This window comes from uncultured Ferrimonas sp. (assembly GCF_947489035.1).
Classification (GTDB): domain Bacteria; phylum Pseudomonadota; class Gammaproteobacteria; order Enterobacterales; family Shewanellaceae; genus Ferrimonas.
Window position 1 is genome coordinate 44,441 of sequence record NZ_CANLCI010000024.1, and the last position, 23,527, is coordinate 67,967.

Genomic DNA, 23,527 nt, shown 5'->3' on the forward strand with positions numbered 1-23,527 from the left:
GCGCAACCGTTAGCCTTTGTACTGTCAAGCCAGTACGGCAACTTTTGTTTACACGCTACAGCAGTCAGGAAACTCCCATGCACAACGCAATTCAACACAACACTTGGTGGTGGCGCTCCCGAACATAGCGGGGGTGCAATACGTTGTGCCTGACTGAGAAAAAACTCATTTCTACAGCCCGCTTTCGACATACCGAAAGCGGGTTTTTTTGTATTTAAAGGATTTGCACCATGATCATCATTTTAAAAGCGGGCGTAACCGAAGTTGCCGCCAAACAACTGCTGGCGCAAATTGAAGCCCTCGGGTTAAAGCCGCTGTACATGCCCGGCGTTGAACGCACCGTACTGGGCGCCATTGGCGACGAACGGGTGCTGCAATCGCTGCATTTAGACAGCAACCCCATTGTTGATGAGATCAAACCGATTTTGTCGAAATACAAACTGGTCTCGCGCGAGATCAATCCAGTTGATACCCACGTGATGCTGGGCAACCACGCCGTCGGTGGCGAACGCTTTACCGTGATTGCTGGCCCCTGTGGCGTTGAAAGCCGCGAACAGCTGCTCAGCGTCGCCAAAATGGTGAACGGCCAAGGCGTTGCGGCCCTGCGCGGCGGAGCGTTCAAGCCGCGTACTAGCCCCTATTCATTCCAAGGGCTGGGCGAAGCAGGCTTAAAACTGCTTAAAGAAGCCAACCAATTGACTGGCCTGCCTACCGTTTCTGAGGTGATCGACGCCAACGACGTTGAGTTAATGGCCAACTACATCGACTGTTTTCAAATTGGCGCTCGCAACATGCAGAACTTCCGCTTACTCGAAGCGGTCGGTCGCTTACGATTGCCGGTACTGTTAAAGCGCGGCATGAGCGCCACCGTTGAAGAGTTACTGTTGGCGGCGGAATACATTGTGAATGCTGGCAACCCTAACGTGATCCTGTGTGAGCGTGGCATTCGCACCTTTGAAACCGCCACCCGTAACACCTTGGATCTGAATGCCGTCGCCTACTTGAAGCGCAAGACCCACCTGCCAGTCTTAGTGGATCCCAGCCACGGCACCGGCGTGCGCGAGTTAATTGCACCACTGAGCTTTGCCGCCGCAGCGGTCGGCGCCGATGGTATTATCGTAGAAAGCCACCTAAAGCCATGCGAAGCCCTGTCTGACGGCCACCAAGCACTGGACGCCGAACAGTTTTCCACCCTGATGGATGGCCTTCGCCCCTTCGTTCACGCCGCCGGGAAGCAGCTGTAATGAGCCCTAATCAAATCAGTGGCCAAGCGCAAACCTTGACCACCAGTGTGGCCTACCACGCAGAGCCAGCGCAGGTGTACCACAGCCTGTGCCACAACCAAGCCAACACCCTGTTGCTGGAATCGGCCGAGATCGAATCCAAAGCCGGATTAAAAAGCCTGATCATGCTCGACGCCGCCATTGCGCTGCGTTGCATGGGGCGCACGGTGACCGTTAGCGCATTAACCGCCAACGGCCGTAACCTGATGCCCTTTATTGCCCAGCAACTGGCGCCGTTTGCGCCGGTGGAGAGTGGCGACACCATGACAGTGCAGCTGCCTGCCGTTGCCGCAGGCCTCGATGAAGACAGCCGCTTAACCGCGCCATCGCCGTTAACGGTACTGCGCTTATTGCAGCAAAACATTCAATCCGATAACGCCCTGCCGGAGTCCATTTTGCTCGCCGGTGCCTTCGCCTTTGATCTGGTGGCCAGTGTAGAGCCACTGCCAGAGGTGGCCGACAGCGCCAACAACTGCCCGGATTACCTGTTCTATCTGGCCGAAACCACCTTGGTGTTGGATCACCAAGCCCGTAACGCCCGGGTTATTGGCACCGTGTTCTCTGGCGAATTGGCAGAGCAAGTACGCAACGACAAACGCCAGCGCCTTGGTGCCATTGCGGCGCAGTTAAAACAGCCTTTAGCCGCCCTGCCTAACAGCCCAGTGGCACCAGCATCGGTGGCCATCAACCAAAGCGACGCCCAGTTTATGGCCACCGTTGATGAGCTGAAAGAGCACGTTCGCGCTGGGGACATCTTTCAGGTGGTGCCCGCCCGGCGTTTTTCGCTGCCTTGCCCAGAGCCGATCTCCGCTTACCAGCGGCTGCGTCAGCTTAATCCCAGCCCGTACATGTTTTACATGCAGGCGCCAGACTTCACCCTGTTTGGGGCCTCACCAGAAAGCGCACTGAAATACGAAGTGGCCAGCAACCAAGTGGAGATCTACCCCATTGCGGGCACTCGCCAACGCGGCAAGCACAGCGACGGCAGCATCGATCACGACTTAGACGGCCGCATCGAATTGGGGCTGCGCCAAGATCAAAAAGAGCTATCAGAGCACCTGATGCTGGTGGATCTGGCCCGCAACGACGTAGCCCGCATCAGCCAACCGGGCACCCGTAAAGTGGCCGAGCTATTAAAGGTGGATCGCTACAGCCACGTAATGCACTTGGTGTCGCGGGTAACTGGCCAACTGCGTACCGATCTGGATGCGCTGCACGCCTACCAAGCCTGCATGAACATGGGCACCTTAACCGGCGCTCCCAAGGTGCGCGCGGCCCAGTTGCTGCGCCAAGCGGAAGGCGAACGCCGTGGCAGTTATGGCGGCGCCGTGGGTTACTTAAATGGCCGCGGCGACATGGACACCTGCATCGTTATCCGCTCGGCCTTGGTCAACAACGGCGTTGCCCACGTGCAAGCCGGTGCTGGCGTGGTGTACGACTCCGATCCCCAAAGCGAAGCGGACGAAACCCGCAACAAAGCCCAAGCGGTGCTGCGCGCCATCGGAGGTGAAGCATGATCCCAATTACCCTGCTCGATAACTTCGATTCCTTTACTTGGAATCTGGTGGATCAGTTTCGCAGCCTCGGCTACCCCGTTACCGTGTACCGCAACGACATCGACGCCAAGCAGCTCGCGGCTAAGTTGCTGGCGCAAACGGAGCCCGGAGTGCTAGTGCTGTCCCCCGGCCCCGGCGCGCCCCATGATGCGGGCTGCCTGATGGAGCTTATCGCCCTGTGTGCTGGCAAGGTACCGATGCTGGGGATCTGCTTAGGCCACCAAGCGATGATTGAACACTACGGCGGCAAGGTTGGCCGCGCCGCCCAATTGATGCACGGCAAATCCAGCCCAATGCAGCACGACAACGGCCCACTGTTTGCCGGTTTGCCCAACCCATTGCAGGTGGCGCGCTATCACTCGTTAGTGGGGCTGAAAATTCCAGCGCAACTGACCGTTACCGCCCACGTAGACGAGATGGCGATGGCAATCGTGCAGCCGCACGACCGCGCTGTGGGTTTTCAATTCCACCCAGAGTCCATTTTAACCGAACACGGGGCGTTACTGCTGCGCCAAACCCTGAGCTTACTGACCAAGGAAGAGCCTTTATGTTGATCACCGATCTGTTAGCCCAGCTGTTGGCGGGACAATCATTAACCCAAGCCCAAAGCCACGATCTGTTCAGCCAAGTGGTGGCTGGCGACGTGACCGAAGCGCAATTGGCCAGCGCCCTGACCGCACTCAAGCTCAAAGGCGAAACCATTGACGAGATCGCCGGTGCGGCGCTGGCGCTGCGCCAAGCCGCCACCCCATTCCCCCGCCCCGCTGGCGATCTGCTCGACATCGTTGGCACCGGCGGCGATGGTGCCAACACCATCAATATCTCCACCACCGCCACCTTTGTCGCCGCCGCGGCCGGGGCGCGGGTAGCCAAACACGGCAGCCGCAGTGTCTCCTCCAAGTCCGGCTCGTCAGACATGCTCAGTCAATTTGGCATCAACCTCACCATGAGCCCAGAGCAGTCGGCGCAGTGCCTGAACCAGCTGGGAGTGACTTTCCTGTTTGCGCCGCACTACCACGCCGGGATGAAATACGCCGCGCCGGTACGGCAACAACTGAAAACTCGCACCCTATTTAACATCATGGGGCCACTGATCAACCCCGCTCGGCCAAACCAGATGCTGCTGGGGGTGTACTCCCCAGAGCTGGTGGAACCCATCGCCAAGGTGCTGCAAAGCCTTGGGGTGGAGCGCGCCTTGGTGGTGCACGGTCTGGGCTTAGATGAACTGGCGGTGCATGGCCAAAGCCATGTGATTGAACTGAAAGAGGGTCAGCTTTACCCACGCAGCTACACCCCACAACAACTGGGCGTGGATCAGTTTGACATCCAAGAGTTAGAAGGCGGCGAGCCCGAGTACAACATGGCCATCAGCCGCGACTTGCTTGGCGGCGGTGGCAGCCCAGCGCAGCGCGCCGCCGTGGCGGTGAATGCCGGTGCTGGCCTTTACCTTGCAGGCAAAGCCGACACCATTGCCGCAGGCACCAAGCTGGCCTTGGCCACCATGGACAGCGGCAAAGCGCTGGCGCTGATCAATGCGTTTGCGGAGGCCAGCCAATGAGCCTGCTGATCACCGATACCGTGCTGGATAAGATTGTCGCCACCAAGCCCGGCCACATCGATGCCCTCGCCGCCAAGTTTGGCGAGCTGCTGGATACCCGCGCCGCGCCATCGGATCGCAGCTTATTTGCCGCGCTGTCTCAGCCTAATGCTGGCTTTATTTTAGAGTGCAAAAAGGCCAGCCCCTCCAAAGGGCTGATCCGCGCCGACTTCGATCCGGTTGCCATCGGCACCATCTACAACGACTACGCCGCCGCGATTTCGGTGCTGACCGATGAGCAATTTTTCCAAGGCGACTTTGATTACCTAAAAGCGGTACGCGATGCGGTGTCGGTGCCGGTGCTGTGCAAAGATTTCATCATCGATCCTCGCCAGCTGCGCTTAGCGCGCCACCTCGGGGCCGACGCGGCGCTGCTGATGCTATCAGTCTTATCGGATCAGCTTTATCTGCAACTGGCGGCCGAAGCCAAACTGCTGGGGCTGGATATCCTCACCGAAGTCAGCAACGAAGCGGAGATGGCCCGCGCCATCGCGCTGGACGCCAACATCATCGGCATCAACAACCGCGACTTGCGCGATCTGTCGGTGGACTTAGCGATGACCGAACGACTGGCGCCGCTGGTGCCTGCCGGTAAAGTGGTGATCAGCGAATCCGGCATCTACCAACACAGCCAAGTGCGCCGCTTAAGCCCGCTAGTAAATGGCTTTTTGGTGGGCAGCAGCTTAACCGAGCAAGCCAACATTGATCTGGCTTGTCGCCAGCTGATTTTTGGCCACAACAAAGTGTGCGGCCTCACTCGCCCAGCCGATGCCACAGCCGTGGCGCAAGCGGGGGCACTGTATGGCGGGCTGATCTTTGCAGAAAAATCGCCACGACGGATCCCCTTAAGCCAAGCGCGTGACATAACCGCCGCTGCTGATCTCAATTTTGTTGGGGTGTTTGTGAACCAACCAATGCAAGAGATCGCCTATGTCGCCAACGCTCTTGGCCTGCATGCGGTGCAACTGCATGGCAACGAAACCGACGCAGACATCAACCGTTTGCGCCAGTCGGTGCAGTGCCAAATTTGGAAAGCAGTAAAGCCAGACAACAGCAACCGCGTCAATAACGCCGATCGTCTACTGTACGACAGCGCCAAAGCGGGGCAATTTGGTGGCACCGGCCACAGTTTTGATTGGAGCCTGCTCGGCCCCGATCGGCGAGACGCCATGTTGGCCGGTGGCATAGGCCCCGACAACATCGATGCCGCCATCCACGCCGGCTGCTTGGGCTTGGATCTGAATTCCGCCATTGAAGACGCCCCAGGCCACAAAAATCATCAACAGCTGCGCCACTGCTTTCAAGTGCTGCGCCGCTACGGCAAGCTTTGTTAAGAGAGAATGAAAGATGAGTATTTTAGATCCCTATTTCGGCCAATTTGGCGGCCAATACGTGGCCCAGGTGCTGGTACCGGCGCTGGATCAGTTAGAGAAGGCGTTTATTGACGCCCAAAACGATCCGCTGTTTCAACGCGAGTTTATCGAGCTGCTGCAAGAGTACGCCGGTCGCCCCACCGCATTAACGCTGACCCGTAACTTCAGCCCTAACCCGCTGGTGAAAATCTACCTAAAGCGCGAAGATCTGCTGCACGGTGGTGCCCACAAAACCAACCAAGTGCTCGGCCAGGCACTGCTGGCCAAGCGCATGGGCAAGCAAGAGATCATCGCCGAAACTGGCGCCGGTCAACACGGGGTTGCCACCGCCTTAGCCTGTGCCCTGCTGGGGTTAAAGTGCCGCATCTACATGGGCGCTAAAGACGTGGAACGACAAAGCCCGAACGTGTTCCGGATGAAGCTGATGGGCGCAGAAGTGATCTCAGTGCACGCCGGTTCGGCCACCTTAAAAGACGCCTGTAACGAAGCGCTGCGGGATTGGAGCGCCAACTACGACAGCGCCCACTATCTGCTGGGCACCGCTGCTGGGCCACACCCATTCCCAACCATCGTGCGCGAATTCCAAAAGATGATTGGCGAGGAAGCGAAGCAGCAGATCCTAGCCAAAGAGGGTCGGCTGCCGGACGCCGCCATCGCCTGTGTTGGCGGCGGCTCGAACGCCATTGGCTTGTTTGCTGACTTTATTGAAGAGGAATCGGTGCAGCTGATTGGGGTTGAACCCGCCGGATTGGGGATCGACACCGACAAGCACGGGGCGCCGCTCACCCACGGCAAACTGGGGATCTTCTTCGGCATGAAAGCACCGCTGATGCAGGACAGCCACGGCCAGATTGAAGAGTCCTATTCCATCTCGGCGGGCTTGGATTTCCCATCGGTGGGGCCACAACACGCCCACTTGGCGGACATTGGCCGAGCGCAGTACCCGTCGGTTACCGACGATGAAGCACTGCAAGCGTTCCAACGCCTAGCCAAAACCGAAGGCATCATTCCGGCACTGGAATCGGCTCATGCCTTGGCGCACGCCTACAAAATGGCGGCAGAAGCCAAGGACGAAACGGTGCTGCTGGTTAACCTTTCCGGCCGCGGCGACAAAGACATCTTTACCGTATACGACATCTTAGAAAAGGAGGGTTCGCTGTGAGCCGCTATCAACAACTGTTTGCCCGCCTGAGTGAGCGTGGCGAAGGCGCTTTCGTTCCTTTTGTTACCCTTGGCGATCCAAGCGCTGCCGATGCCGTGGCGGTGATCGATGCGTTAGTGGCCGGTGGTGCCGATGCGTTGGAATTGGGCATTCCCTTTTCCGATCCCGCCGCCGATGGCCCCACCATTCAAAACGCCAACCTGCGAGCCTTAAATGCGGGCGTTACCCCAAGCCAATGCTTCGAGATCCTAACCCAAGTGCGCGCGCGCTATCCGGATCTGCCTATCGGGCTGCTGGTGTACGCTAACTTAGTGTTTTCACCTGGGCTGGACGTGTTCTATCAACGCTGCGCCGACGCTGGGGTGGATTCGGTGCTGGTGGCCGATGTGCCCGTGCATGCCTCCGCCGACTTTGCCGCCGCCGCGAAAAGCGCCGGTGTGGCGCCCATCTTTATTGCCCCGCCGAATGCCGACAGCGCCACCTTGCAACAAGTGGCCAGCGAAGGGCAAGGCTACACCTACTTGCTTTCCCGCGCTGGGGTAACCGGCACCGAAACCGCGGCGGGGATGCCAGTGGATCATCTGCTGGCGGATCTGGCCAAGCTGAATGCGCCACCGGCGATCCTAGGCTTTGGCATTGCCAAGCCACAGCAGGTGCAAGCGGCCATCGCCGCCGGCGCCGCTGGGGCGATCTCCGGCTCGGCAGTGGTTAACATCATCGAACAGCATCTGCATGATCCAAGCGCACGCGATGCAGCCCTGACTGAGTTTGTTAAAAACATGAAGGCAGCAACGATTCACGCAGCCTAGGCTGACAATAGGATGGGGCTTCAGTATGCTTTGGCGCTACGCCCCATCCGTTGCTCAACCTAGTGAGACGCTGAATGAAACAACTGCTCGATTTTTTACCGCTGCTGGTCTTCTTTGTGGCCTACAAGTTTTACGGGATCTTCGCCGCGACCGCTGCGATCATCGCCGCCTCAGCGATCCAATTAGGGTTGATGTATACCCTTTACCGTAAAGTCGAAAAGATGCACCTGATCACCTTTGCCCTGCTGTTTGTGTTTGGCGGTGCCACGGTGTTTTTTCAAGACGACACCTTCATCAAATGGAAAGTCACCATTGTCTACGGTTTATTCACTCTGGCCTTACTGATCAGTAACTTAATGGATAAACCGGTGATGAAAGCGATGCTGGGTAAAGAGATGAAGTTGCCGGATCTGATCTGGAAGAAGGTGGGTTATGGCTGGGCTGCTTTTTTTGCCAGCTGCGCCAGCGCCAACTTATACATCGCCTTTAACCTGCCCCAAGAAACCTGGGTTAACTTTAAAGTGTTTGGCTTAACAGGGCTCACCATCGGCTTTACCGTGCTGACCTTTATCTACCTGTTTAAGTACCTTCCCAAAGAAGAGAAATAACACCGCAGCAATAACGCCAAACGCCGCCTTAGTAACCTAAGGCGGCGTTTTTATTGTTGCTTACTCGATGTCAAACCAACAAAACGCGGATCTGCCGCAAGCGACTGTCGACACCGAGCCAAACACAGACAACAAAAAACCAGCGACAATGCGCTGGTTTTTCGTTTTTGGCCTAGGCACTGAGCCAAGACCGGACTCTGTCGATTAACGCAGAGAGAACATACCACCGTTAGACCAGTTTGATGCAGTGCTGTGGCAAGCGAAAGTGGTGTACAGGGATACGTTGTAAGTGAACATGTTCATATTAAACTCCGGTAATGTATTTAGTAATTTAGATGACAGATTCGAAGGTGCAGTTCCTTGGCGCAAACTCGATTCCGTGGAGTCATCCTGGTTACTCAGTTCCTTGGAGTGACTGTGGTCTTCCTGACCGAACACGGGGTCGACAGGCTGTCCTCTGTCGACGGGGAGCATCATAGCAAACCGTAATTTTATTACAATCTTTTTTGTGACTTAACGCACATTCACAGACATTTGTGAAAGTTAACAACAAATAGAACCTTGACACTCGTTTTTTCACAGGCGCAAGTGAAAGCGACTCTGCTGCGCATTCGGTCGATAATCAACCGCCCCCCTGTACCCGCCGCACTTAATGCTGTCCACGGCCAATAACGGGAGATCTGCATCCATGCCGCTGAGCGCCACATCAACGCTAATGCTGTGGCTGGCAGGTTGGGTGGTTGAGTGGTTGAGTGGTTGAGTGGTTGATAAGGGCTGTGTACCAATTAGCTGTTGAACTTATTGTGCATGACCCGCTGCGGCATAAAGGTCATTGCCGGGACCGCCCGGCGGCGGGCAAGGGACTCGTCCCTTTGCAATCCCGAGTGCATCGCTAAGCCATGGATGGCGCATCGATGCGGTGCCGAATGGCGCAGTGCAAGGAGCAAAAGTTGACGCGGTGCTAAGGCAATGGGATCCCAAAGGGAGGCTCCCCCCTTTTTTCTAGGCTGTGTACCAATTAGCTGTTGAGCTTATTGCAGCATGACCCGCTGCGGCATAAAGGTCATTGCCGGGACCGCCCGGCGGCGGGCAAGGGACTCGTCCCTTTGCAATCCCGAGCGCCTCCGAGTGACGACAGCCCCTCGTTCTCGCAGCATTACGTTACAGCAACGGCCAGATGCGCCATCCATGGCTTAACTGGCCTCTACGGCATCCTGCCTTCGGCTTTACTTCATCACTGCTGCACTCGGCGTCACCAAGTCGGCAGAAAGCTCTCACCGCCAGATGATTACTTAGCCGTGACAGATACGCCATCCATGGCTTTACTGCTGCATCACAGCGTTGAGCGGTGTACTGCAAAATGAGGTTGAGCAATAGGATGTTGCGAGTGCATCGCTAAGCCATGGATGGCGCATCGATGCGGTGCCGAATGGCGCAGTGCAAGGAGCAAAAGTTGACGCGGTGCTAAGGCAATGGGATCCCAAAGGGAGGCTCCCCCCTCTTTGCTACGAGTGAGTGTGCCGTCGCCACGGTGACATAACCACTTGAAAGCAGTGCCATCGAAGCTCGCCGCAGGCGACAATGGCTACCGCGCAGCAACGCCCACCGTTAACTAATACACAGCCTTGATAAGGGTAACCACAGCGCACGCCCCGCCCCATCGCGCAGACACAAAAAAGCCGCGACCATGGCCGCGGCTTTTTGCTGGAAAGCGAAAGAAGGATTACTTCTTCAGTTCACCAACAGGCAGGATCACACGGCCAAATTCGCCGTTGATGATGGTGGCCATTGCTAAGTAGATAGCAGAGAAACCACAGATGATGCCTTCGTAACCAGCGATCACACCGATCATCTTGTTGCCAGTGAAGTCTTTAATCGCCAGCAAGAAGAACAGCACGGTTAAGCTCAGGAAGATGAACTGCTTAACGCGTGGGAAGTTCGCCAAGGTGCCGATGAACATAAAGCCGGTGAACAGGCCCCACATTGCTAAGTAGCAGCCCATGAACTCAGGAGAGCTCGCAGAGAAGCCCAGGTTCATTGAAGGCATAACCCACAAACCCACCAAAGTCAGCCAGAAAGAACCGTAAGAGATGAACGCGGTAGTACCGAAGGTGTTGCCGTTCTTAGATTCGATGATGCCAGCGATGATCTGTGCGATGCCGCCAAAGAAGATGCCCATGCCCAAAATCATGGTATCCACTGGGAAGAAACCCGCGTTGTGGATGTTTAACAGTACGGTAGTCATACCGAAACCCATCAGACCTAATGGGCCAGCGTTAGCAACTTTTTGAGACATGGAATTACCTTGTGCAATTTGTATAAATTTTGGCTGGTGAGCCGCGAAATTGCGGTGGATTATACGGTGGAGAATTTGCACTTCCGTGATCAATGTCGAAACTCGATTCATTGTTCGCAAGCGAGAAAAAATGACGAAAAATAACAATTTAACAACAGGGTAAATTACCACCAAAGGGGTAATTTGTTAACCCTTCACCAACACCCCCAAAATAAACCCAATAGTTTGATTTAAAATTAAAAAATATACTTTTGTTATGTTCTTCATCACGGTGTCATGATGAGCCCAATTCGCTGGCGTGATCCGCCTCACGCAACAAATTAATTACCCTTTTTCATGATCACGGTTAGCCAAAATGTGACCATTGGCGCACAGATAACTAACAAGCAAATGACGTTAGATCACACAATTGCATTCGGCTGAGATCCCAATAAGAATTGTCGGTGCCCTTATTTTTCCAACATGCTAAATTCAGACTCGACGATTTACCCCCGATAACAAATGAAAGGTTCTCCTTATGTGGTACATGATCTGCTCTGAAGACGTTGAAAATAGCTTGCCAATGCGTAAGCAAGCACGCCCTGCCCACCTCGCTCGATTGCAGCAGTTGCAGGACGAAGGACGTTTACTGACTGCAGGGCCAATGCCTGCCATCGACAGCGACGATCCAGGCGAAGCCGGCTTCACTGGCTCGTTAGTGGTGGCACAGTTCGACAGCTTAGAAGACGCTCAAGCGTGGGCCAAAGCCGATCCATACATCGACGCGGGCGTATACAAAGGCTCAGTGATCAAACCATTTAAAAAGGTCTTTTAATGAAAATCGTCTCCTTTAACATCAATGGACTGAGGGCTCGCCTGCACCAGCTTGAAGCGCTGATCGACAAGCATCAACCGGATGTGATCGGCCTGCAGGAGATTAAGGTAGACGATAGTCAGTTTCCTCTCGAGGCGGTGCAAGCGTTGGGTTACCACGTGGAGCACCACGGTCAAAAAGGCCATTACGGCGTGGCGATGCTGACTAAGCAGAAGCCATTGGCGGTGCAAAAAGGGTTTCCCAGCGACGGCGATGACGCCCAAAAGCGGATGATCATGACCACCGTGGCTGATCAACACGGCCAGCCGGTGCACGTACTTAATGGCTATTTCCCCCAAGGGGAAAACCGTAAGCATGAAACCAAGTTTCCGGCCAAACAGAAATTCTATGCCGATCTGATGGATTACCTTAACCAGCACCGCCGCCCTGACGAGCAGGTTGTGGTGATGGGCGACATTAACATCAGCCCGGCGGAACTGGATATTGGCATTGGTGAACCCAATCGCAAGCGCTGGTTACGGGATGGGAAGTGTTCATTCTTACCGGAAGAGCGCGAATGGTTAGCCACCCTACTGGATTGGGGCTTCAGCGACAGTTTTCGCCACTTGCACCCACAGTTAGGGGAAAAATACAGCTGGTTTGATTACCGCTCGAAAGGGTTTAACGACAACCGTGGTTTACGCATTGATGTGATTTTAACCAGCAAAGCGTTAACGGAGCGGGTGATTGAAGCGGACATCGATTACCCACTGCGCGGCATCGAGAAGCCATCGGATCATGCCCCGATCTGGACTGTTCTTAAATAAGAACAATCTGTTCGTAAAAATATTACGGCGCGCCAGCGCCGTTTTTTGTGCCTTTCGGCCGAAAATTCATTCAAAAACACCATTCAACACAACCACCTCGCAACAAGCTTGTTACCAAATGGTAATCAATCAACTTAAAATACCCCCGCTTGCTCTACTTTTGGTCAATCGGTCGGACCAAACTGTAAGTTTCTGATCATACTGATAGTTATCCATTGTTTTCCTGTGCACTCGCTCAAGGTTTTGTAATGTGGCTCTGGTTTGAGTCAGCGGCGACTGTTATCAATGTTTCCGCTAGAGGAAAGAACCAAGTGTGATTGCCGGCGTGCAACACGTTTCCACCGACACCTTATTGCTATTGGGCAGAGGAAAATAAATAAAATGAGTCAAGCTCAATTGAACAAATTAATGGATTGCGTAGAGATCTTTCGTGAAGTTTACAGTGAGATCCCGCCACAAACTTGTTTGATGTTTATGCAGGTATGCCAAGAAGAGGGTTGTTCCATCAAAGAGCTGCAAGAACGCTTTGAGATGTCACAAGCCAGTGCAAGCCGCAACGCTCGACTGTTGTCTGAGCGTGTCCACTCCGGCCGCAACGGTTTAGGTTTGGTTGAACTTCGTGTTGATGAGCAAGATTACCGCATCAAACGCGCTTTCCTTACTGAACGTGGCAAAGAGATCCGCGATCGCTTAGCGACGCTGATGCACTAAGTGCCGCGGTAATGCAAAAAGGCTAACCCTAGGGTTAGCCTTTTTTGTTGCGGCACTACGCCAGCTGGAGCAAGCGCTGTTACGCCAATTGTTGTCGCGGCTTACTCAGTAGGCTCACTAACACAAACGCGCAGGCCGATAACAGCAGCGCAGGCACAATAGCGTGCACCCCCAGCGGCTTAATTTTAGTTGTGGTCCAGAACAGGAAGCTGCCGCCCCCCACCACAATGCCAGCAATGGCGCCCGCCGCCGTTGCTTTAGGCCAAAACAGCCCCAACACCACTGGCCACAAGAACACCGCCTGCAACATGCCAAAGGCGGTAAGGTTCAGCCACACAATCATCTGCGGCGGATCCAGCGCTAACAAACCGCAACCAAGCGCTAAAATCAGCACCGATGCGTAACTGAATGCCCGCTGCTGTGGCTCGGATAACGTTTTATTGCGCATCACTAAGTCGCGCACCAAGGTGCTGGCGCTTTGCAATAGCATCGAATCCACCGACGACATGATTGCCGCCATTGGCGCAGCCAAAAGCAAGCCACCGACCATCGGTGGGAACAGCGTGACCATTAACCGAGGAATGATCTCATCCGGGCTGCTGAGCTCTGGGATCAGCACCCGCCCCAACACACCGCATAAATGCGGCAGCAGGATCACCACAAAAGAAACGGCGGTACCAAACACCATCGCCTGTTTCAGTGATTTGCCGTCTTTTACCGCCATGGCACGGATCGCCGTGTGGGGTAACCCAATGGTACCAAAACACACCAGTACCCAAAACGACAATAAGAACGGCCACGACAGGAATTCATTCGGGCCTTTGGGGGTGAGTAAGGCCGGATCAATCTGCTGCAGCTGCGAGGTTAAATTAACCATGCCGCCGCCTTTGATCAGCAAGCCAACAAACAAGGCGATCATGCCAATCACCATGATCACCCCTTGCAACGCGTCGGTGTAAGACACCGCACGGAAGCCACCCCACAGGGTATAAAGCATCACCGTGCCGACAAACATCGCCAAGCCAACGCTGTAGTCGACCCCAGTCATGACACTCAGTAGGCGAGCGCCACCAGTAAACTGCACCACCACCATGCCAATAAAGGCACCCACCAGAGAGATCCCTGCCAGCCATAATAAGGTGCGGCTTTGGTAACGGTGCTGCAGCACGTCCAATACCGTGACCGCGTTGTACTGTTTGGCAATCTGCCACAACTTAGGGCCTACCACCCCGAGGGTCAGCATCGCTACAGGTACTTGAATGATCGCCAGCAGTACCCAACCTAGGCCAAATTTGTAGGCGGCACCGGGGCCACCAATAAAGGACGAGGCACTGGTATAGGTGGTGACAAGCGCAAGAGCCAACAAGGTGCCGCCCATAAACTGGCCACCTAAAAAATAACGCTCGCTGAACTGGCCGCTGCTTTGGCTGCGACGGGCAGCCACGCGAGCCACGATTAAGGTGATTAACAGGTAAGCGAAAATCGGCAGCAATAAAGAGTAGTCAGTCATTTTTCGCTCTTAACCAAAACGCCACAGCGGCACACAACAACAACGGCGCCGCCACGCAAGAGCACCAAAACCATAATGGCAGCCCTTGCCACGGGTTGGCATCGGCCAAGCCTACGGGCCCAAGCAGCCACACTACGAAATAGCCAAAGGTCAGCATAATTGCCCCCTTTGCCAATGCTTTAGGATCGATTCCTTGCATAAAATATTGGTCTATCAGTGATTGATGGCACAATGGTAAGCAATCTCACCTTGCGCTGCCAAATCACCCTTACCGATGTAAATTGGTATTACCAATTTAATTGTGGCCTTCTGGCCTTCTAAATCGACTAATTTGGCGGCAATTCGCGCCAGAACATCGTGACCAACATCACCGCAAACCCCTAACCGGCGCGAACCCGATCACATAAAAGCAAAATAGTCTTTACTCGCTCCACTTCCGAAACATCGGTCGATGCAGCTGAAAAATCCCTATGCTAATCTCAGTTATGTAATTTGGTATGACCAATGATTACTGAGTTAGCCCGCGGCTAATTGAAGTGACTAAATTGATGGTTAAATTTGTGCTCACTGACAAATTTTACTGCGCATTGGGAGCCGCCATCCTTACCGCAATAGCCCGTAAGGTTTGGCCTACTCTTCATGATGGCGCACCGTGAATACAGGTCACCGGCATCATCGAATTCATTACCGAATAACACAGATTTTTCTACCATTACTGCTGAATCCGAAATCGGTGCCAGCAATAATGGTTGCAACGAATGTTCGTTGCGTATTTTCGGGTTGCTTAGGCAATCCACTAATCCGGTTATCCCTCGGAATATACGAGAAGGTAGATCTCATGACTGATAAAACCGAACTGTTTGCTAAAGCCTGGTCTGGCTTTAACGGCGGCGATTGGAAAACTGAAGTTAACGTTCGTGACTTCATCCAGCAAAACTTAACTGAGCACACTGGCGACGAGGCTTTCTTGGCCGGTTCCACCGAAGCCACTGACACTCTGTGGGCCAAAGTAATGGAAGGCATCCGTCAGGAAAACGCCACCCACGCTCCAGTTGATTTCGACACCGACAAGATCTCCACCATCACTGCCCACGATGCTGGTTACATCAACCAAGATCTGGAGACCATTGTTGGTCTGCAGACTGAAGCACCTCTGAAGCGTGCCATCATCCCTAACGGTGGCATCCGTATGGTTGAAGGTTCTTGTAAGGTATACGGTCGCGAACTGGATCCAACCATCAAAGAGATCTACTCCGTACACCGTAAAACCCACAATGCGGGTGTTTTCGATGTATACACCCCAGATATCCTGCGCTGCCGTAAGTCTGGCGTACTGACTGGTTTGCCAGATGCATACGGCCGTGGTCGTATCATCGGTGATTACCGTCGTGTTGCCCTGTACGGTATCGACTTCCTGATGAAGGATAAGCTGGAGCAGTTCCACGGCACTCAAGAAGCGCTAGAGAACGGCGACATCGACAACATGCTGCGTCTGCGTGAAGAAGTAGCAGAGCAGCACCGCTGCTTGGGTCAAATGAAAGTGATGGCTGCCAAATACGGCTTCGACATCTCTGGCCCTGCAACCAACGCACAAGAAGCTATCCAGTGGACCTACTTCGCTTACCTGTCAGCGATTAAGTCTCAGAACGGCGCTGCTATGTCTCTGGGTCGTGTATCTACCTTCCTGGACGCTTACATCGAGCGTGACCTGAAAGCCGGTCTGATCACCGAAGTTCAAGCACAGGAAATGGTTGATCACTTCGTAATGAAGCTGCGTATGGTTCGCTTCCTGCGTACCCCAGAATACGATCAGTTGTTCTCTGGTGACCCAATCTGGGCAACCGAGTCTATGGCTGGTATGTCTCTGGACGGTCGTTCTTTGGTAACCAAGAACTGTTTCCGTTTCTTGAACACTCAGTACACCATGGGCCCTTCTCCAGAGCCAAACATGACCGTACTGTGGTCTGAAGATCTGCCAGAAGGCTTCAAGAAGTACTGTGCAAAAGTATCCATCGATACTTCTTCTATCCAGTACGAAAACGATGACCTGATGCGTAACGACTTCCAGTCTGACGATTACGCCATTGCTTGTTGTGTATCGCCACAGGTACTGGGTAAGCACATGCAGTTCTTCGGTGCTCGCGCTAACTTGGCTAAGACTCTGCTGCTGGCTATTAACGGCGGTAAAGACGAGAAAGACGGCGCTCAGATCGGTCCAGCAATGGAAGCGATCACCAGCGAGTACTTGGATTACAACGAAGTTGTACAGAAGCTGGACGTCTTCACCGACTGGCTGGCTAAGCAGTACGTGACCGCTCTGAACTCCATCCACTACATGCACGACAAGTACTGCTACGAAGCAGCTCTGTTGGCACTGATGGATCGTGACGTTGAGCGCACCATGGCTTGTGGTATTGCTGGTCTGTCCATCACCGCTGACTCCCTGTCTGCTATCAAGCACGCTAAAGTACGCGTTGTACGTGACGAAAACGGTCTGGCGACTGACTACGCAATTGAAGGCGATTACCCTAAATTCGGTAACAACGATTCTCGCGTAGATGACATCGCAGTAGAGATGGTTGAGTCCTTCATGAACAAGATCCGTGCTCTGAAGACTTACCGCAACTCTACCCCTACTCAGTCTATCCTGACCATCACCTCTAACGTGGTATACGGTAAGAAGACTGGTAACACTCCAGACGGTCGTCGTTCTGGTCAGCCATTCGCGCCAGGTGCTAACCCAATGCACGGTCGTGATGAGTCTGGTGCGGTTGCGTCCCTGACTTCGGTAGGTAAACTGCCGTTTGCTCACGCAAAAGACGGTATCTCCTACACCTTCTCCATCGTTCCTGGTGCTCTGGGTAAAGATGAAGATGGTCGTCGCGCCAACTTGGCCGCGCTGATGGACGGTTACTTCAAGCACACCCCTGATCGCGAAGGCGGCCAGCACTTGAACGTAAACGTAATGAACCGCGAAATGCTGGAAGATGCAGTTAAGCACCCTGAAAAGTACCCACAGCTGACCATTCGTGTGTCTGGCTACGCAGTACGCTTCAACGCTCTGACCGCGGAACAACAGCAAGACGTTATCACCCGTACTTTCACTCAGTCTCTGTAATTACAGAAACTTAAGTAAAAGCTAGGTGAATAAGGCCTTGCCCCTGTGGCAAGGCCTTTTTACTTTTAGTAATCGATATAGGAATTACCGATGGTGGTAATGGCCTATATCGATTAGTAAGATCTCAACCGGAGTTAAACTTATGAGCGTCACTGGACGTATTCACTCTTGGGAAACCTGCGGCACCGTTGATGGCCCAGGGATCCGCTTCATCGTTTTTACCCAAGGCTGCCAAATGCGCTGCCAGTATTGCCATAATCGCGATACTTGGGATCTGAAAGGTGGCAAAGAGGTTACGGTTGACGAGATCGTCGGGCAGCTTGACAGCTACCGTCACTTCTTCGCAGCCAGTGGTGGTGGCATCACCGCTTCGGGTGGCGAAGCATTGTTACAAATGGAGTTTGTGCGCGATCTGTTCCGTGCCTCTAAGCAGATTGGGGTTCATACCTGCTTAGACACCAATGGCTACGTTAAAAAACACACCGAGATGCTGGATGAGTTGATCGAAGTGTCCGATCTGGTGATGCTGGATCTGAAGCACATCAACGACGACGTACACCAAAATTTGGTGGGCGTGTCCAACAAGCGTCCGTTGGACTTTGCCCAATACTTGGCGAAGAAAAACGTTCCAACTTGGATCCGTTACGTGGTGGTGCCAGGCTTTACTGACGATCTGGAGTCCGCTGAAAAGCTGGCTGAGTTTATCGCACCAATGCAAAACATCGAAAAGGTCGAGCTGCTGCCTTACCACGAATTGGGTGAGCACAAATGGGAAACCTTAGGCCATGATTACCCGCTCGCCGGGGTGAAACCGCCGAAAACGGAAACCATGGAAGCGATCAAAGCGATTTTTGTCCGCCATGGCTTGAACGCCAAGTTCTGATCTGGCGTGACACCGGCACCAACAAAAATGCGCTGGGTTTTGCCCAGCGCATTTTTTTATGGCCAACGCCCACTGCCCACACAGCTGATATTGGCTTGCAAAACACCTTTCAAACGCCCCGCCTTTACCTATCTCCTGTGCCGTAAAGAAACCATTTGGCGCATCAATTTAAGCGGCGTTTTAACTTGGTTTTAAACAGAGTGTCGAGTTTAATTCCGAGCTAATTCCGAGCTTAGCTGTGGGTTCTGTTTTGGGTTTAGTGGTGGCCTGAATTGAAGACCCAATTCAGCCTAAATTCAGCCCATTGACAGCCAATCGCCGCAGCAAACATGGCGATAAAAACAACACTCGCCACAACAGCCGAAGCACCGACATCGATCGCCACCGAAGTTACCCGGCGCCACATGAATAACATTCCGATTAGCGCAATAATGGTTTATCGACCATAGGCATTAGCGTTGCCCGATAGCGCAAAATAGCCTTAATGGATCCGATTGATTCTACTCAAAATTAACCGATGTCATTTGGTCAGACCAATTTGAAACCGCTGCGCGCCCTTTGAACGCCAACAAACGCTGTGAAAAAGGTTACTTAAGTGCGGATTTAACCGTCGATGGGAAAAAGAGTTCTCCAGCAAAGCTGTGGGGTAATTGCTGCGTTTTAGAACGACTGGGCGAGGTAACTCGACGTTGTGGCCAGAGCCCGCGGTGATTATCGCCGGCTGAGAATGAGGATCGCCGCCCCATAAATGAGGCGGCGTCTAGGGCAGCACGGCAGTCTAATTGTCGCGCCAAAAGGCGCTATCGAGGCGTTTGAACGCTCGTTCTAGCAGGCATGCCATGTGCTGGTACTGTGATACAGACGCCATTGGCGCCTCGTCGCAACCGGCTTCAACGAGCCGTTGCCTGACCTCCTTACACCAGTGCAGTACCGGAAGTGGTAGCGGCTGTACCGCTCTCCACCCTAACCAGTATAGACCCTGAAACGGGATGCTAAGGATAAATAAACACTGGGCCCAAAATAGTGGGGTTAACTCGCCGCCAAACATAATTTGTACGGCGGCACACACCATCGCCACAACCGGCATCCACATAATGGCAAAGCGGGTGCTTTTTATTACTCGGTACTCTGGAAAACGACTCGCTAACATTTTATTTAACGGCCACTTCTGCATGTAGTCATATCCTGCGCGGATCCGACGGTAAAGCGACATCGGCAAATTACCTCGTACTAGTGAGTTCGCTCACAGATCTTCAACTCTTCCACGATAGCACAATAACTCCTGCTCAGTAATTGGGTAAAATGGTCATACCGTTTAGTGGCTTGACCGCTGATGAGCCGGATCAGCTTCTTCGAAGTTGCTCACTCAATGTCAGCGAGGAAATCGGCCACGACTATAATGATAGTTTTCTATCATCTTTGCCCGCTGCAGCTTGGCGTAATGTCGCTAGGTGGGCAGCGAAAATCTTATTTTAGGTGTTGAAATAATGAGCAAACTTGTTCTAGTTCTTAACTGTGGTAGTTCTTCTTTGAAATTCGCCGTTATCGACGCGTTGAATGGTGACGAGAAGTTGTCTGGTCTGGCCGAGTGCTTCAACTTGGTTGACGCTCGCATCAAGTGGAAACTTGATGGCGTTAAAGGCGAAGCTGAACTGGGTGCTGGTGCTGCCCACCGTGAAGCGCTGAGCTACATCGTAGACAAGATCCTGCCTACTGAACTGACTGAACAGCTGGTTGCAGTTGGCCACCGTTGCGTTCACGCCGGTGAGAAGTACACCAAATCCATGCTGATCAACGACGACGTTATCGCTGGTATTGAAGAGTGTGCTTCTTTGGCTCCTCTGCACAACCCAGCTGGCCTGATCGGTATCCGTTCTGCTCAAGCGGCATTCCCTGCGCTGCCACAGGTTGCTGTATTCGACACCGCATTCCACCAGACCATGCCTAAAGTAGCTTACAGCTACGCTATCCCACAGAAGCTGTACCGCGAGCACGGCATCCGTCGCTACGGCATGCACGGTACTTCTCACCTGTTCGTATCGGCTGAAGCTGCCGATCGTCTGGGCAAAGCAAAAGAAGACACCAACGTAATTACCTGTCACCTGGGTAACGGCGGTTCTGTAACCGCAGTTAAAGGCGGCAAGTCTGTTGATACTTCTATGGGCCTGACCCCACTGGAAGGCATCGTAATGGGCACTCGCTCTGGCGACATCGATCCTGCGATCATCTTCCACCTGGTTGATAACCTGGGTTACACCCTGGACGAAGTAAACAGCATGCTGAACAAGCAGTCTGGTCTGCTGGGTCTGTCTGAAGTAACCAACGATTGCCGCGGCATCGAAGAAGGTTACCAAGACGGCCACGAAGGTGCCACGCTGGCACTGGAAGTGTTCTGCTACCGCTTGGCTAAGTACGTTGCTTCTTACACTGTACCGCTGAAGCGCGTTGACGCTATCATCTTCACCGGTGGTATCGGCGAAAACTCCATGCTGATCCGTGAAAAAGTATTGGAGCACTTGGCTATCTTCGGTTACGAAGTAGACGCAGACAAAAACGCGGCCGCACGTTTCGGCAACGAAGGCGTTATCACCAAAGACGGTTCCCCAGTAGCCATGGTTATCCCAACCAACGAAGAGTACGTGATTGCTTCCGACTCTTTGGCGCTGATCTAAACCGCTTTTAACGGGCTCCTCGGAGCCCGTTTTACTTTGTAACAAGAGGGTATCTAATGTCCCGTTCTATTATGTTGATTCCGGTTGGTACCGGTGTCGGCCTGACCTCCGTAAGCATGGGTATGGTTCGTGCTTTGGAACGTCAAGGCGTTAAAGTTAACTTCTTTAAGCCAATTGCACAGCAGCGTCCGGGTGACACTGGGCCAGAGCGCTCAACCACCATCATGGGCACTTTCCCTAACATCAACCCGCCAGAGCCACTGAGCATTGAAGCCGCTGAAAAGCTGGTTTCTAACGGTGAAACTGACGTGTTGCTGGAAGAATTGGTTGGCGCAACCAAGAGCATCGATACCGAATCTGACGTAATGATCGTTGAAGGTTTGGTACCAACTCGCTCCCACCCATTTGCTAACACCCTGAACGCTCGCATCGCTAAGGCGCTGGACGCCGACATCGTGCTGGTGATCAACCCAGGTTCTGACTCTGCGACTCAAGTGCAGAGCCGTCTGGAAGTGGCGGTTAACAACTTCGGTGGTAAAGGCAACAAGCGCATCTTGGGTGCGGTTGTAAACAAGATTGGCGCCCCAGTTGATGAGCGCGGTCGTGCTCGCCCAGATCTGTCTGAAGCCTTTGATCACGATGGCGTGATCCGCGGTTCTCAGTCTGAAATGTTCCAGCTGTCGGCTTCTAGCCCTGTGCCAATTTTGGGTGCTATCCCTTACAACTTGGGTCTGGTTTCTCCACGCGCTTCCGATCTGGCCAAGCACTTAGGTGCACGCCTGTTGAACGCGGGTGACATGCACACTCGTCGTCTGCGTCGCGTTTCTTTCTGTGCTCGTTCTATCCCGAACATGATCGGTCACCTGCAAGCAGACTCGCTGCTGGTTACCTCTGCTGACCGCGAAGACATTGTAGTTTCCGTATGTCTGGCAGCGATGAACGGCATGAAGTTGGGCGCGTTGCTGCTGACCGGCGGCTACGAGCTGGACGATGAAGTCGCCCGTTTGTGTCAACAAGCGTTCGATACCGGCCTGCCAGTAATGGTTGCCGATACCAACACTTGGCAGACCGCTCTGAACATCCAGAACTTCAACCACGAAGTGCCGCTGGACGACATGGATCGCATCGAAGAAGTACAGAACTACGTTGCTTCCCACATCGATCGTAAGTTCATCGAAAGCCTGTCTGACGACTCTAAGCGTGAAAACCGCCTGTCGCCACCAGCGTTCCGCTACCAGCTGACCGAGCTTGCTCGCCAAGCCAAGAAGCGCGTTGTGCTGCCTGAAGGCGATGAGCCACGTACCGTACAGGCTGCCGCTATCTGTGCCGAGCGCGGCATTGCTGAGTGTGTGCTGGTTGGTAACCCTGACGAAATTCGTCGTGTTGCTGAGCAACAAGGTGTGGTTCTGGGCGATGGCGTTTCCATCGTTGATCCAGAAACCGCTCGCGAGCGTTACGTTGCACCGATGTGCGAACTGCGCCGCAACAAAGGCCTGACCGAAGTGGTTGCCCGCGAACAGCTGAAAGACACCGTGGTACTGGGTACCATGATGCTGGCTGAAGAAGAAGTCGATGGTCTGGTTTCTGGCGCGGTACACACCACTGCCAACACCATCCGTCCACCTCTGCAGTTGATCAAAACCTCACCGGGTTCCTCTTTGGTGTCGTCGATCTTCTTCATGCTGCTGCCTGATCAGGTTCTGGTTTACGGTGACTGTGCCATTAACCCAGATCCAAACGCTGAGCAGCTGGCTGAAATCGCCATCCAATCTGCAGACTCTGCCAAAGCATTTGGTATCGAGCCTAAAGTGGCGATGATCTCTTACTCTACCGGTTCTTCTGGCGCTGGTGCAGACGTAGAGAAAGTACGCGAAGCAACCAAGATCGCTCAGGAAAAACGTCCTGATCTGTGCATCGATGGTCCACTGCAGTACGACGCGGCAGTAATGCCAAACGTTGCCGCTTCTAAGGCACCAAACAGCCCTGTCGCTGGTCAAGCTACCGTGTTCGTCTTCCCAGACCTGAACACCGGTAACACCACCTACAAAGCGGTACAGCGTTCTGCGGATCTGATCTCCATTGGTCCAATGCTGCAAGGCATGCGTAAGCCAGTGAACGATTTGTCTCGTGGCGCTCTGGTTGAAGACATTGTCTACACCATCGCGTTAACCGCCATTCAGGCCGGTGCCGAGTCCGCTTAATTCCTTCGGGTAATAAGCACAAAACAGCCGGGCAGATGCCCGGCTTTTTTTGGCTGTGTTTGAGTTAACTGTTGCAAGTCTATACTTAGAGTGTCTCCTGCTTCGGAGGGCTCAGACATGAAACAGCA

General features: G+C 53.7%; 18 protein-coding genes. 15 read left to right on the forward strand and 3 right to left on the reverse strand.

Annotated features, from left to right (window positions below; genetic code table 11):
- Window positions 1-230 precede the first annotated feature (230 nt).
- The 8 genes from aroF to Q0796_RS13835 all read left to right on the forward strand — a co-directional run bounded on the left by aroF (window position 231) and on the right by Q0796_RS13835 (window position 8,388).
- Complete coding sequence (aroF, locus tag Q0796_RS13800; protein ID WP_298444213.1) at window positions 231-1,244, forward strand: 3-deoxy-7-phosphoheptulonate synthase; 1,014 nt, start codon at window positions 231-233, stop codon at window positions 1,242-1,244.
- Window positions 1,244-2,800, forward strand: coding sequence for an anthranilate synthase component 1 (locus Q0796_RS13805; RefSeq protein WP_298444215.1), 1,557 nt, complete (start codon window positions 1,244-1,246; stop codon window positions 2,798-2,800). The genes aroF and Q0796_RS13805 overlap by 1 nt, the downstream gene beginning before the upstream one ends.
- Window positions 2,800-3,393 carry an aminodeoxychorismate/anthranilate synthase component II gene (locus Q0796_RS13810; protein WP_298444237.1) on the forward strand — a complete coding sequence of 198 codons (594 nt, stop codon included), beginning with the start codon at window positions 2,800-2,802 and terminating at the stop codon, window positions 3,391-3,393. Before Q0796_RS13805 ends, Q0796_RS13810 begins: the two co-directional genes overlap by 1 nt.
- The gene (gene trpD, locus Q0796_RS13815) at window positions 3,387-4,397 is read left to right on the forward strand and encodes an anthranilate phosphoribosyltransferase (protein WP_298444217.1); all 1,011 of its coding nucleotides are present in this window, start codon (window positions 3,387-3,389) and stop codon (window positions 4,395-4,397) included. Before Q0796_RS13810 ends, trpD begins: the two co-directional genes overlap by 7 nt.
- Entirely contained in the window at window positions 4,394-5,770 is a 1,377-nt protein-coding gene (gene trpCF, locus Q0796_RS13820) for a bifunctional indole-3-glycerol-phosphate synthase TrpC/phosphoribosylanthranilate isomerase TrpF (protein WP_298444218.1), read from the forward strand. Before trpD ends, trpCF begins: the two co-directional genes overlap by 4 nt.
- A gap of 13 nt (window positions 5,771-5,783) precedes the next feature.
- Window positions 5,784-6,971, forward strand: coding sequence for a tryptophan synthase subunit beta (gene trpB, locus Q0796_RS13825; protein ID WP_298444220.1), 1,188 nt, complete (start codon window positions 5,784-5,786; stop codon window positions 6,969-6,971).
- Window positions 6,968-7,780, forward strand: coding sequence for a tryptophan synthase subunit alpha (gene trpA, locus Q0796_RS13830; RefSeq protein ID WP_298444221.1), 813 nt, complete (start codon window positions 6,968-6,970; stop codon window positions 7,778-7,780). Before trpB ends, trpA begins: the two co-directional genes overlap by 4 nt.
- A 74-nt stretch (window positions 7,781-7,854) precedes the next feature.
- Complete coding sequence (locus Q0796_RS13835; RefSeq protein WP_298444222.1) at window positions 7,855-8,388, forward strand: septation protein A; 534 nt, start codon at window positions 7,855-7,857, stop codon at window positions 8,386-8,388.
- 1,723 nt (window positions 8,389-10,111) lie between these two features.
- Here Q0796_RS13835 and Q0796_RS13840 read toward each other — a convergent pair.
- The gene (locus Q0796_RS13840) at window positions 10,112-10,684 is read right to left on the reverse strand and encodes an acetate uptake transporter (protein ID WP_298444223.1); all 573 of its coding nucleotides are present in this window, start codon (window positions 10,682-10,684) and stop codon (window positions 10,112-10,114) included.
- A 517-nt stretch (window positions 10,685-11,201) separates the two neighbouring features.
- Here Q0796_RS13840 and Q0796_RS13845 point away from each other — a divergent pair.
- From Q0796_RS13845 to Q0796_RS13855, 3 genes are all read left to right on the forward strand, one after another.
- Entirely contained in the window at window positions 11,202-11,498 is a 297-nt protein-coding gene (locus tag Q0796_RS13845) for a YciI family protein (protein ID WP_298444224.1), read from the forward strand.
- Window positions 11,498-12,304, forward strand: coding sequence for an exodeoxyribonuclease III (gene xthA, locus Q0796_RS13850; protein WP_298444225.1), 807 nt, complete (start codon window positions 11,498-11,500; stop codon window positions 12,302-12,304). Before Q0796_RS13845 ends, xthA begins: the two co-directional genes overlap by 1 nt.
- A gap of 381 nt (window positions 12,305-12,685) precedes the next feature.
- Window positions 12,686-13,015, forward strand: a complete 330-nt coding sequence (locus Q0796_RS13855; protein ID WP_298444227.1) for a hypothetical protein — start codon at window positions 12,686-12,688, stop codon at window positions 13,013-13,015.
- A 79-nt stretch (window positions 13,016-13,094) separates the two neighbouring features.
- Here Q0796_RS13855 and panF read toward each other — a convergent pair whose 3' ends face one another.
- On the reverse strand, window positions 13,095-14,525 hold the full coding sequence (gene panF, locus Q0796_RS13860; protein WP_298444229.1) for a sodium/pantothenate symporter: 1,431 nt from the start codon (window positions 14,523-14,525) through the stop codon (window positions 13,095-13,097).
- A gap of 838 nt (window positions 14,526-15,363) precedes the next feature.
- Here panF and pflB point away from each other — a divergent pair.
- Together pflB and pflA are read left to right on the forward strand one after the other, a co-directional pair.
- The gene (pflB, locus tag Q0796_RS13865; RefSeq protein WP_298444231.1) at window positions 15,364-17,643 is read left to right on the forward strand and encodes a formate C-acetyltransferase; all 2,280 of its coding nucleotides are present in this window, start codon (window positions 15,364-15,366) and stop codon (window positions 17,641-17,643) included.
- Window positions 17,644-17,785: 142 nt separating this feature from the next.
- Window positions 17,786-18,526, forward strand: a complete 741-nt coding sequence (gene pflA / locus Q0796_RS13870; protein WP_298444233.1) for a pyruvate formate lyase 1-activating protein — start codon at window positions 17,786-17,788, stop codon at window positions 18,524-18,526.
- Between the two features lie 778 nt (window positions 18,527-19,304).
- On the opposite strand, the gene yfbV is transcribed toward pflA, so the two are convergent.
- Window positions 19,305-19,739: a terminus macrodomain insulation protein YfbV gene (yfbV, locus tag Q0796_RS18315; protein WP_363322319.1), complete on the reverse strand. Its 435-nt coding sequence runs from the start codon at window positions 19,737-19,739 to the stop codon at window positions 19,305-19,307.
- A gap of 271 nt (window positions 19,740-20,010) precedes the next feature.
- On the opposite strand from yfbV, the gene Q0796_RS13875 reads away from it, so the two are divergent.
- Entirely contained in the window at window positions 20,011-21,198 is a 1,188-nt protein-coding gene (locus Q0796_RS13875; RefSeq protein WP_298444238.1) for an acetate kinase, read from the forward strand.
- Between the two features lie 56 nt (window positions 21,199-21,254).
- Window positions 21,255-23,399 (forward strand): phosphate acetyltransferase, encoded by a 2,145-nt coding sequence (pta, locus tag Q0796_RS13880; protein WP_298444235.1) that lies wholly within the window; start codon window positions 21,255-21,257, stop codon window positions 23,397-23,399.
- The last annotated feature ends 128 nt before the right edge of the window (window positions 23,400-23,527 follow it).

What these genes read in the sequence shown, in the direction of transcription:
- Q0796_RS13805 (WP_298444215.1), top strand. Translation starts at nt 1,244, where the DNA reads ATGAGCCCTAATCAAATCAGTGGCCAAGCGCAAACCTTGACCACCAGT.
- trpD (WP_298444217.1), top strand. Translation starts at nt 3,387, where the DNA reads ATGTTGATCACCGATCTGTTAGCCCAGCTGTTGGCGGGACAATCATTA.
- Q0796_RS13855 (WP_298444227.1), top strand. Translation starts at nt 12,686, where the DNA reads ATGAGTCAAGCTCAATTGAACAAATTAATGGATTGCGTAGAGATCTTT.
- Q0796_RS13840 (WP_298444223.1), bottom strand. Translation starts at nt 10,684, where the DNA reads ATGTCTCAAAAAGTTGCTAACGCTGGCCCATTAGGTCTGATGGGTTTC.
- aroF (WP_298444213.1), top strand. Translation starts at nt 231, where the DNA reads ATGATCATCATTTTAAAAGCGGGCGTAACCGAAGTTGCCGCCAAACAA.
- pflB (WP_298444231.1), top strand. Translation starts at nt 15,364, where the DNA reads ATGACTGATAAAACCGAACTGTTTGCTAAAGCCTGGTCTGGCTTTAAC.
- Q0796_RS13835 (WP_298444222.1), top strand. Translation starts at nt 7,855, where the DNA reads ATGAAACAACTGCTCGATTTTTTACCGCTGCTGGTCTTCTTTGTGGCC.
- xthA (WP_298444225.1), top strand. Translation starts at nt 11,498, where the DNA reads ATGAAAATCGTCTCCTTTAACATCAATGGACTGAGGGCTCGCCTGCAC.
- trpB (WP_298444220.1), top strand. Translation starts at nt 5,784, where the DNA reads ATGAGTATTTTAGATCCCTATTTCGGCCAATTTGGCGGCCAATACGTG.
- pflA (WP_298444233.1), top strand. Translation starts at nt 17,786, where the DNA reads ATGAGCGTCACTGGACGTATTCACTCTTGGGAAACCTGCGGCACCGTT.
- panF (WP_298444229.1), bottom strand. Translation starts at nt 14,525, where the DNA reads ATGACTGACTACTCTTTATTGCTGCCGATTTTCGCTTACCTGTTAATC.
- yfbV (WP_363322319.1), bottom strand. Translation starts at nt 19,739, where the DNA reads ATGTCGCTTTACCGTCGGATCCGCGCAGGATATGACTACATGCAGAAG.
- pta (WP_298444235.1), top strand. Translation starts at nt 21,255, where the DNA reads ATGTCCCGTTCTATTATGTTGATTCCGGTTGGTACCGGTGTCGGCCTG.
- Q0796_RS13845 (WP_298444224.1), top strand. Translation starts at nt 11,202, where the DNA reads ATGTGGTACATGATCTGCTCTGAAGACGTTGAAAATAGCTTGCCAATG.
- trpCF (WP_298444218.1), top strand. Translation starts at nt 4,394, where the DNA reads ATGAGCCTGCTGATCACCGATACCGTGCTGGATAAGATTGTCGCCACC.